Origin of the sequence: Paenibacillus chondroitinus NBRC 15376 (genome assembly GCF_004000765.1) — a bacterium.
Lineage (GTDB): Bacteria > Bacillota > Bacilli > Paenibacillales > NBRC-103111 > Paenibacillus_E > Paenibacillus_E chondroitinus.
Genome location: NZ_BILW01000083.1, coordinates 1 through 8,994 on the forward strand (window position 1 = coordinate 1; position 8,994 = coordinate 8,994).

Here is an 8,994-nt window from a genome sequence, read left to right on the forward strand (position 1 = left end):
GAAGTAATATACCACAGCTCGTTCATCAATTGCAAGCACTTTTTTCTTGTCAATTTCTGTCGTTCGCTGTTGGGAAATTAATACTACCACATGTCGCCCTTCGAAGCAAACTCACTTTATCGTTCTAAGTGATTCGCCGTCCGAAGCAACGAGGTATAATGTACCACGCTCAATAACCAATTACAACCCCTTTGGAAATGTTCCGCAATTGCCATTCTTTTGAATGTTTTGTTCTATTCATACATAAAAAATGGATGCATCAGATGCACCCGTCTCATTTGCGTATGTTATTAGATGTACGTTTAATTAACGAGTCGTTTGGAAAAACTCAATGCGCTCTCCATCTAGCCCATTAAAGAAGAAATACCTGGAGCCATTAGGCAGCGTCGTAATTTCTTCATCTACCTGCTGAACGTCCAGCCCTTGAATCCGCGTAAACTCCGCTTCGACGTCGTCAACGGTAAAAGCCAAGTGATGAACTTTCCCTTCTTGCGGCAAATCTGCATGATAACCTTCGATGAGTTCAACTTCAGTCTCGTTCAACGCTTCAAAGCCCAGAAAGGCAAGGCGGATGACGCCATTTGTGTGAAGCAACGTCCCTTTGTGCTTAAGACCAATTACTTCCTCATAGAAACGAATTGACGCTTCTAAGTTTGCCACCATCACACCGACGTGCTCCATTTTCAATACTGCCATTGTTCATAACCTCCCTATTAATCTCCTACTTCCTATTATTTTAACGAAAATAGCAGATGAGGGCTAGAACATCCTACTAATAATTTCAAAATAACAAATCTATATCGGTACACCTAATCAGTCATAATTTAAACCACATAGGAATAGATTATCGAAAAGCATCTACGTTATGCATAGTGTCTCAATCTCGCCATTAAGCGAAAAGAGCGTAACTTCCTCATTCGTAATATTGACCAAGCCAAGGTCATCGAACACTCTGCGGATTTTCTCATTAGATAAATGCTTGAGAATCGTTTCAACTGCAACATGCAAATGATCCTGATGCTTGGATTCATAAAACATAAGAACTTCTTTTTCCTCGACACGCACTCTCGTATGTATCATACAAGGTCACCCCCCAATTCCAATGTTTCAATTGTATATTTTGGAAATAAGGAAAGTGTGAGAACATTATTAGGTAAGTGTTAGGTTTAAAATTTCGCTTAGATACCTTAGACGTTGTATACTGTTGCTAGGAAGGTTAGATGGGAGGGTAACAACATGAGATTGCTAAAGCTTCTTCAAATCTACGAGGTGGATGGGATTACGCCCAAACATCGATCTGAACGATTTGATTTTGATGAGATTCAAGGGCAGACTTTTCGTGAGATGAACCCAACTGAAGTCGGGTCACCGATGATCTTATCCGGCATACATCGATATATTCCATTCAAAACAACTAGAGTTCAAGCCATAGATAGAGACGGATTGGATTTTCGGGTACTTACTCGCAATACAATCTATCATTTTGAAGTTCATAATGACTACAAAGCCACTTAAATCCTTGGAGGGTTAAGGGCTTTTTTTGTTGATTTTTATAATAATGATTTCTTCACTTCTCAAAAACTACCAATTTCCTTTATACTAATAGACGTGTTAATTAACCTATGTTCTATTATTATGAAGGAGGTCTTTCCATCACATGAAAAAAACATTCCAAACTCGACTTACAGCCCTCGCTCTTGTAACCGCTCTTACAAGCACTTTTACCGGCAGTATTGCTTTCGCCGACACAGCAGCACCAGCATCTACCACTACGACTACGATGAAGTCAGATATGCGTCTTGCCATTGATAACGGCGCAATCGAAGGCTACGGAGATACCGACTACCGCGGTGCAAACCCGGCAACACGCGCTGAAGTTGCTACAATGATCAACCGTGCAGCGAAATTGCAAAGCGTAGATCCCGCTTCTGTCACGTTCACTGATCTCGCAAATTGGCAGAAACAAGCTGTTGCCAATGCGGTTGCAGCGAAGCTGATCAGCGGATTCGCTGACGGAACGTTCCACCCGGATGCTGCGGTTACTCGCCAAGAGCTTGCCGAGTTGATCGTGAAAGTGGTAACGGGCGGTAAGCTGCCAAGCGTGAATGAGAATGTTTTGAACTACTTCAAAGACTCCGATTCCATTGCAAAAGAGTCCCGCCCTTATGTCGCGTATGCCGTCATCAGCGGCATTTTCAGCCCGACACTGGATGGAAACTTCAATCCGACAGCAGCCGTTACGCGTGATGAAGTTGCCAAGGCGCTTAAGCCAATTTTATTTAAGGTTGTTGATATTTTAACTACAAATGATATTCACGGTAAAATCGAAGTTGGCTTCGATAAAAAACGCAACCAAAGCCAAGGCGGTATTGAAACCGTTGGCGGAATCGTCACCGATTTCCGTGCTGTGAATCCGGAAGGCACTGTAGTGGTTGATGGCGGAGACGCTTGGCAGGGCACACTTATTTCGAATACAACCAATGGTCAATCCGTCATGGATACCATGGCTCAAGTGAAATACGATGCGGCAGCTATCGGAAACCATGAGTTCGATTTTGGACGTGACGTTTTAATTAATAACATTAAGAATGCGAAATTCCCTATTCTAGGCGCTAATATTATCGACACGAAAACAGGCGAACGTGTAGATTGGACACAACCTTACGTCATCATTGAAAAAGATGGACTAAAAATCGGCATCATCGGCTTCGCGACTCCACAAACAACATCAACGACGAAATCAACAAACATTGAAGGACTTTCCTTCGTGGATCCAGTTCCTCTAGCCAAAGAATTGTCAGCTGAACTGCGTGCCAAAGGCGTTGACATCATTATGGTTACTTCCCACCTGCCTGGTGAGCAAAACCAAAAATCCGCTGAAATCATCAGCGAGCTTGCAGATCTGGCCAAAGGCACAGGCAACGGCACACTGGATGCAATCGTCGGTGGGCACTCCCATTTGCGTGTTTCCGGAATTGTGAACGGCATCCCAGTTGTAGAAGCGCAAAGCTGGTTGTACGCGGTTGGCCATATTCAACTATTTGTAGATAAAACAACTAAACAGGTCGTTTCATCGAACGCCAGCTTGCTTGAAACCTACACGAACCTGACCACGGCTGACGAGAAAATTCACCAAACGGTAGAAGACTATAAGGCGAAAATTTCAACGAAATCCAGTGAAGTTGAAGTCGTTGCCGCTGAACCGCTTGGACGTAAATCATTCCGTTTCGATAAAAATGGCGGCGTAGATCGTGATGGCGCTTCACAGCTCGGCAACAGCATCACGGACGCTATGCGCGCTGCCGAGAAATCCGACATCGCCTTCACAAATATTGGCGGTATCCGTGCCGATGTCGATAAAGGCGATCTAACTTATGGTGAAATGTTTGAAGTATTCCCTTTCGGCAACTACAATGTGACAGGCACAATGACGGCTGAGCAAATCAAAAAAGCATTGGAAGTAACGGACAAGTATACGAATCTTCCGGCTATTCAATTCTCCGGTCTGAAAGTCGAGTGGGACAGCACTAAACCTCTTGGCGAGAAATATTCCAAAATCACGCTGGTAGACGGTACGCCGATCTACGTGGACGGTAAGTTTAACACAGACCGCACGTTCAAAGTGACGACGAATGATTTTATGGCAACAGGCAGCGGCGATGGCTTTACGGTTTTCGGTGAAGTGAAGGATTGGAAAGATGGCGCCATCATGCTCGATGCTTGGGTCAGTTACGCGAACTCCTTGAAAGCGGCGGGTAAAGAGCTATCCGTTCAGGATGACGGGCGCGACGTACGGTTGGATCTTAAATAATAAGCACTTATTCATTTATTAATCCCATTAACTAATAAAAGAAGGTCTTTGATCAATCCCTTACGGGAGAAATCAAAGACCTTTTTTGATTATGCCAGCCAAACTCGCATAAGCGACAGCAGCTGGTTTAAATTCAATGGCTTGCTGATGTAGTCGGAAGCGCCTGCTTGCAGGCAAATATCACGGTCCTGCTTCATCGCTTTCGCCGTTATCGCAATAATGGGCAGATGCTCGTTGCGTTCGTCTTTTCTAATCATGCGCATGGCCTCATAGCCATCCATCACAGGCATCATCATATCCATAAGGATGATATCAATCTGAGGCTCCTTCTGCAAAATAGCCAGGCATTCCTGCCCATCATGCGCAATGATGACGGTCATCCCTTCATTTTCAAAAGCGTTGCTCAGCACGAAAACATTTCGCACGTCATCGTCAACGACAAGCACAACCTTCCCTCGCAGAAAGTTTGGTTCAGCCAAAGGGAGGGAAGGCTCTTCCAGCTTCGCCGGAGTGGCGTCATAGGCTGCTGCGGCTTCCTCCCATGCCGGTTGAAACTCACTGATCCCTGGCTCCAAGGATGGGAGGTAGACTGTGAAAGTGCTTCCAACCCCCTCTTCACTGCTCATGCCGATGTCACCTCCAAGCAGTCCCGCCAGTTCGCGAGAAATGGAGAGGCCAAGGCCTGTTCCCCCGTATTTCCGATTCGTCGTGCCGTCAGCTTGCCGGAAGGGTTCGAAAATAAGCGCCTGCTTGTCAATCGGAATACCGATCCCCGTATCCTTAACCGAGATGGCCAGAACTTGACCAGGGTCAGCGGAAGGCAGCAACTGGGTGACTTGATCCGCTTCACAACGCTTGATACTCACGTGAACACCGCCCTCATGCGTAAACTTAAACGCGTTGGACAACAAGTTTTTCAAAATTTGACTGAGACGCTGTTCGTCCGTATAAAAGTCCTCCGGCACCGGGAGTTCAAGCTCAATGTTCAAACTCAGATTTCGCTGTTCAGCCACCTTGGCAAATTGACTTCGAATGAGCTTAGGAAGCTCTCTTACATTTAGAGCCCCAATATGGATATCCAACTTGCCGGCTTCCACTTTCGATAAATCAAGAATGTCGTCAATAAGCAGCAGCAGATCGGTCCCTGAGGAATGGATTACACGCGCATATTCCTGCTCATCACTACTCAAGTTGCCCATCTTATTTTCTTGCAGCATTTGGGATAAAATAAGCACGCTGTTAAGTGGAGTACGAAACTCATGCGACATATTAGCCAGAAACTCCGATTTGTATCTGGAGCTTAGCTGCAGCTGAACCGCATGTTCTTCGAGAGCCACCTTGATGCGTTCAAGTTCCTTGGACCTTTCATCCGCACATCGGTTATGCTCCTCTAACTGTTCATTCGTCATGTGCAGCTCTTCCTGCTGGCTTTGGAGCTCCTCCGTTTGAATCTGCAGCTCTTCCGTCATCAGTTGATATTCCCGAAGCAAACGCTCCACTTCAACGCGTGATTGCACACTGTGCACGATGGTTCCGAGGACGTCGAGAATATCTTCAAGAAGCTCCATCTGTTGATGAGTAAACTTATTTAAACTGGCTAATTCCATAACGGCAATAACTTCATGATGATGTAAAATCGGCACAATCAGTACGCTTTGCGCTTTTACAGCGCCGAGTCCGGACGTTATTTTGAGATAATGATCCGGCACATTCATGAAATGGAACATCCGCTTCTCCAGCGCGCATTGACCGACGAGCCCTTCCCCCAGATGAAACCGCTGAATCCCAACGTCATTCTCGTTATCCATCATCATGGCGTAGGCTGCTATTTTCTCCATAGTAACCTTGCCCTTGTGGGTGGATCGGAGGTAAAACAGTCCGAAGGACGCACCAAAAAGCTCAGCGGCTTTACTAATAAAGGAAGAACCTAACGTTTCCATGTCCGATATGCCTTGAAGCATATGAACCACTTCCGCAAGCTTGCGCTGCTGCCATTCGATTTCCTCTTGGTTCTCTAAAAGCATATTCGTTGCATCAGCGAGATCCTTTACTTCATCGTTCATTGTGACATGGATGCGCTGTGTGTAGTCTCTCTTGAAGGAGCTTAATTTCAAAATACTTTTGGTAACCTGTTTGATCGTCCCAACAATCGACTGCGATATTAAGAGTGCAGCTGTTAACGAGAAAATAAGCAGCAGGGTCAACATAACGAACAAGGATCTGGTGAACATCCGGTTCTGATTGTCCAAGAGCTTGGCCCTATCTTTCGTAAGCGCTATCTCAATATTCCTGAAACGATCGAGCTGAGAGCGGATATCCTCCACATTTTGCTTGCCCAAATAAAAATCATAAGGATTGATGGAATAGGTACCTGCACCTTGATCCCTTTTCATGACTGGACCGGGTGTCCCGTCAAGCTGCATGATCCAGTGCTCTATAGCCTTTTTGATCGATAGTAAACTTTGTTCCTGGACCTCATTTTCACGTGTAAGCTGACTTAGCTTCATGTAGGACTGCCGCCAGTTGTTCTCTGCGGAGTGGTAGGGTTCCAGGTAGGCAGAATCTCCGGTTATCAAATATCCCCGCTGCCCGCTTTCCATGTCCATCACATACTTTTCGATGTTGTTGATTTCACTATGGACGGCAAAATCATGCTCAATGATATAATTTCTATCCGTTTGCATCGAGGTCACTTGATTAATCACTAGCGTAAATACAACACTTATACAAGCGAAAATGAAAATGTAGCCAAGCATGATTTTGGATCGGATACCAAATCTCTTCTTTTTCCCCATCCGCGCAGTGTCCTCTCCTTAACATCGAATTACGCATCTTTACGTATTATACTACTCTCCTAAAAGTTGGGATATGGGATTTTTATACTTTACTACTTTACCAAGTTAATGTATTATTTAACTAAAGCAACCATCCTTAAAGGAGTGATACTTTTGAGCAATCGTACAACAGACCATATCCGTCCACGCGGCGTCCTTTCTCGCATGAAGCCTTATTCTCCGGGCAAACCCATTTGGGAAGTCCAACGGGAATTAGGTATCGACAAGGTGACCAAGCTTGCTTCCAATGAAAATCCGATTGGTCCATCCCCTCTCGCTGTCCAAGCCATTCAATCCTATCTGACTGATATTCATCGTTATCCCGACGCGGATACAATTGATCTCTGCAGCGCTATTGCCGGCAAGTTGGAGGCGCTGCCCGAGCAAGTGCTTGTTACGAATGGCGCCGACGAGCTCATTACACTCCTATCCGAAACGTTTTTGGAGGAAGGCGACGAAGTCATCGTGCCCTCTCCAACCTTCAGCGAATATGAATTCGGCGCTAATCTGATGGGCGCATCCGTCGTACAGGTGCCGCTTCGTGAGGATTACCGTTATGAAATCGCGGATCTTTTGGCTGCTGTAACCGAGAAAACGAAGCTGTTATATATTTGTTCTCCAAATAATCCAACTGGCACCTATATGACAAAACAGGACTTGCATGCGCTAATGGATAAGCTCCCTCCTCATGTACTGGTCATTTTTGATGGAGCATACAGTCACTTTGTAACTGCAGATGATTACTGCGACGGGCTTGAGCTGGTGCGTCAGGGATATCCCATCATCGTTACACAGACCTTTTCCAAAATTTACGGCTTAGCCGGCATCCGTGTTGGATATGGCATCGCATCTGCAAGCATTCTGCGCAATATTCGTCAGGTCAAAGAACCTTTTAACGTAAATGCCTTAGCACAAATCGGCGCTGTCGCCGCCATTCAGGATGATGCTCATCTTGAAGCGACGCGAGAAATGAATAAACTCGGCAGAGAGCAGCTTTACAGCAGTCTGCAGGAATTGGGATTCAATTTCACGCGCAGCATGAGTAATTTCGTACTTGTGGAACTTGGCCCTGATGCGAAAGCGATCTATGATCAATTGATGCGAAAAGGCGTTATCCTGCGTTATGCAGGCGCGTGGAACCTCCCTAATCATGTAAGGATTTCAATAGGAACTCCTGAAGATCATGAAGCATTCATCAGCGCCCTGCGCGAGGTGTTGCAGGAGTCCAAGGAACAGCCACTCCTATCCGCTCTGAAGGACTAAACAACTAAACGAGCATCCAACTCATTGTTTGACTACGACAAAATATGCTACAATGCAAAAAATGCAGTTTGTTGGAGGTTCACTATGCTAAAGGAATTTAAAGATTTTGCTTTTAAAGGAAATATGGTCGATCTAGCGGTGGGGGTTATTATCGGGGGAGCATTCGGGAAAGTCATTACATCCATCGTCAACGATGTGATCATGCCGCCTATCGGGTTACTGCTGGGCAGAGTGAACTTTAATGAACTTTTCATATCTTTGAATGGCAAACACTACGATACACTTGCTGACGCTGCAGCCGATAAAGGTGCGCCAGTTCTGAAATACGGAGCATTTATTTCTACGTTCTTAGACTTTTTAATTGTTGCTGCCGTCATCTTTATCGTTGTTAAACAATTGTCCAAGTTCCGCAAGAAAGAAGAGCCGAAGGAGAAAGCTCCTACGACCAAATCTTGTCCGCACTGCTTGTCGGACATTCCGGCGCAAGCGACCCGCTGTAAATTTTGTACCTCTGAGCTGTCATCCGGGCCGTCTGTGTCAGGAAGCATTCAGTAGTACATAGGATAAAAGGAGTTAAGCGCCTCTCAGCTGCTTAACTCCTTTTTTGTGCGCAGATCGGCAATCTCGCCCTGCGTAAAAGCATTTCGCTGCAGCAGCTCCAGAAGCTGCGCCGCCGTTGCTTCCGGCGATTGCAGCTCGCCGTCCGCATGCAGCTTCACGAACCGGCTTAGCTGCGGGAAGTCCTCTTCGGATGCAGCGCGAATCTCCCGCTGCATATCCGTATCCACCACCCCCGGTGCGACGGAGATGACCTCCACCGGGTAGGGCTGTTCCATCTGCTCGACGCCAATGCAGCGCGTCAGCATATCAAGCCCGGCCTTGGCGGTGCAATACGCCCCCCAGCCGGGGTAGGGCTTCTTCCCCGCGCCCGAGGAGATGTGGACGACCCGCTTCTTGATCGGCAGCGCCTGCGTCTGCCGAATGAAGCTGTTCGTCAGCAGCGTGGGCGCGATGAGATTGACCTGCAGACTCATCTGCAGGTCCTCTTGGCCAGCTCGGCCGATGAACGTCATCGGCTCGAGCTGG

8 protein-coding genes are annotated in these 8,994 nt (G+C 46.4%); 4 read left to right on the forward strand and 4 right to left on the reverse strand.

Going from position 1 to position 8,994, the window contains the following annotated elements; genetic code table 11:
• Nucleotides 1–306: 306 nt before the first annotated feature.
• Entirely contained in the window at nucleotides 307–696 is a 390-nt protein-coding gene (locus PCH02S_RS34895; protein WP_127458707.1) for a VOC family protein, read from the reverse strand.
• A 162-nt stretch (nucleotides 697–858) separates the two neighbouring features.
• A complete protein-coding gene (locus PCH02S_RS34900) occupies nucleotides 859–1,080 on the reverse strand; it encodes a hypothetical protein (protein WP_127458708.1) in 222 nt (73 codons plus the stop codon).
• Between the two features lie 156 nt (nucleotides 1,081–1,236).
• Between PCH02S_RS34900 and PCH02S_RS34905 the strand changes: the two genes are divergently transcribed.
• Together PCH02S_RS34905 and PCH02S_RS34910 are read left to right on the forward strand one after the other, a co-directional pair.
• On the forward strand, nucleotides 1,237–1,515 hold the full coding sequence (locus PCH02S_RS34905; RefSeq protein WP_127458709.1) for a hypothetical protein: 279 nt from the start codon (nucleotides 1,237–1,239) through the stop codon (nucleotides 1,513–1,515).
• Between the two features lie 142 nt (nucleotides 1,516–1,657).
• Nucleotides 1,658–3,811: a 5'-nucleotidase C-terminal domain-containing protein gene (locus tag PCH02S_RS34910; protein ID WP_127458710.1), complete on the forward strand. Its 2,154-nt coding sequence runs from the start codon at nucleotides 1,658–1,660 to the stop codon at nucleotides 3,809–3,811.
• 89 nt (nucleotides 3,812–3,900) lie between these two features.
• Here the strand turns inward: PCH02S_RS34910 and PCH02S_RS34915 are convergent, their stop codons facing one another.
• Nucleotides 3,901–6,606: an ATP-binding protein gene (locus tag PCH02S_RS34915; RefSeq protein WP_127458711.1), complete on the reverse strand. Its 2,706-nt coding sequence runs from the start codon at nucleotides 6,604–6,606 to the stop codon at nucleotides 3,901–3,903.
• A 204-nt stretch (nucleotides 6,607–6,810) separates the two neighbouring features.
• Between PCH02S_RS34915 and hisC the strand changes: the two genes are divergently transcribed.
• Together hisC and mscL are read left to right on the forward strand one after the other, a co-directional pair.
• Nucleotides 6,811–7,908 carry a histidinol-phosphate transaminase gene (hisC, locus tag PCH02S_RS34920; RefSeq protein ID WP_246069430.1) on the forward strand — a complete coding sequence of 366 codons (1,098 nt, stop codon included), beginning with the start codon at nucleotides 6,811–6,813 and terminating at the stop codon, nucleotides 7,906–7,908.
• An 84-nt stretch (nucleotides 7,909–7,992) separates the two neighbouring features.
• Nucleotides 7,993–8,463, forward strand: coding sequence for a large conductance mechanosensitive channel protein MscL (gene mscL, locus PCH02S_RS34925; RefSeq protein ID WP_127458713.1), 471 nt, complete (start codon nucleotides 7,993–7,995; stop codon nucleotides 8,461–8,463).
• A 29-nt stretch (nucleotides 8,464–8,492) separates the two neighbouring features.
• Here the strand turns inward: mscL and PCH02S_RS34930 are convergent, their stop codons facing one another.
• Nucleotides 8,493–8,981: an SDR family NAD(P)-dependent oxidoreductase gene (locus PCH02S_RS34930; protein ID WP_307719964.1), complete on the reverse strand. Its 489-nt coding sequence runs from the start codon at nucleotides 8,979–8,981 to the stop codon at nucleotides 8,493–8,495.
• Nucleotides 8,982–8,994 lie beyond the last annotated feature (13 nt).

Coding starts and splice junctions, on each gene's coding strand:
- PCH02S_RS34895 (WP_127458707.1), bottom strand. CDS start 696: ATGGCAGTATTGAAAATGGAGCACGTCGGTGTGATGGTGGCAAACTTA.
- PCH02S_RS34900 (WP_127458708.1), bottom strand. CDS start 1,080: ATGATACATACGAGAGTGCGTGTCGAGGAAAAAGAAGTTCTTATGTTT.
- PCH02S_RS34905 (WP_127458709.1), top strand. CDS start 1,237: ATGAGATTGCTAAAGCTTCTTCAAATCTACGAGGTGGATGGGATTACG.
- PCH02S_RS34910 (WP_127458710.1), top strand. CDS start 1,658: ATGAAAAAAACATTCCAAACTCGACTTACAGCCCTCGCTCTTGTAACC.
- PCH02S_RS34915 (WP_127458711.1), bottom strand. CDS start 6,606: ATGGGGAAAAAGAAGAGATTTGGTATCCGATCCAAAATCATGCTTGGC.
- hisC (WP_246069430.1), top strand. CDS start 6,811: ATGAAGCCTTATTCTCCGGGCAAACCCATTTGGGAAGTCCAACGGGAA.
- mscL (WP_127458713.1), top strand. CDS start 7,993: ATGCTAAAGGAATTTAAAGATTTTGCTTTTAAAGGAAATATGGTCGAT.
- PCH02S_RS34930 (WP_307719964.1), bottom strand. CDS start 8,981: ATGACGTTCATCGGCCGAGCTGGCCAAGAGGACCTGCAGATGAGTCTG.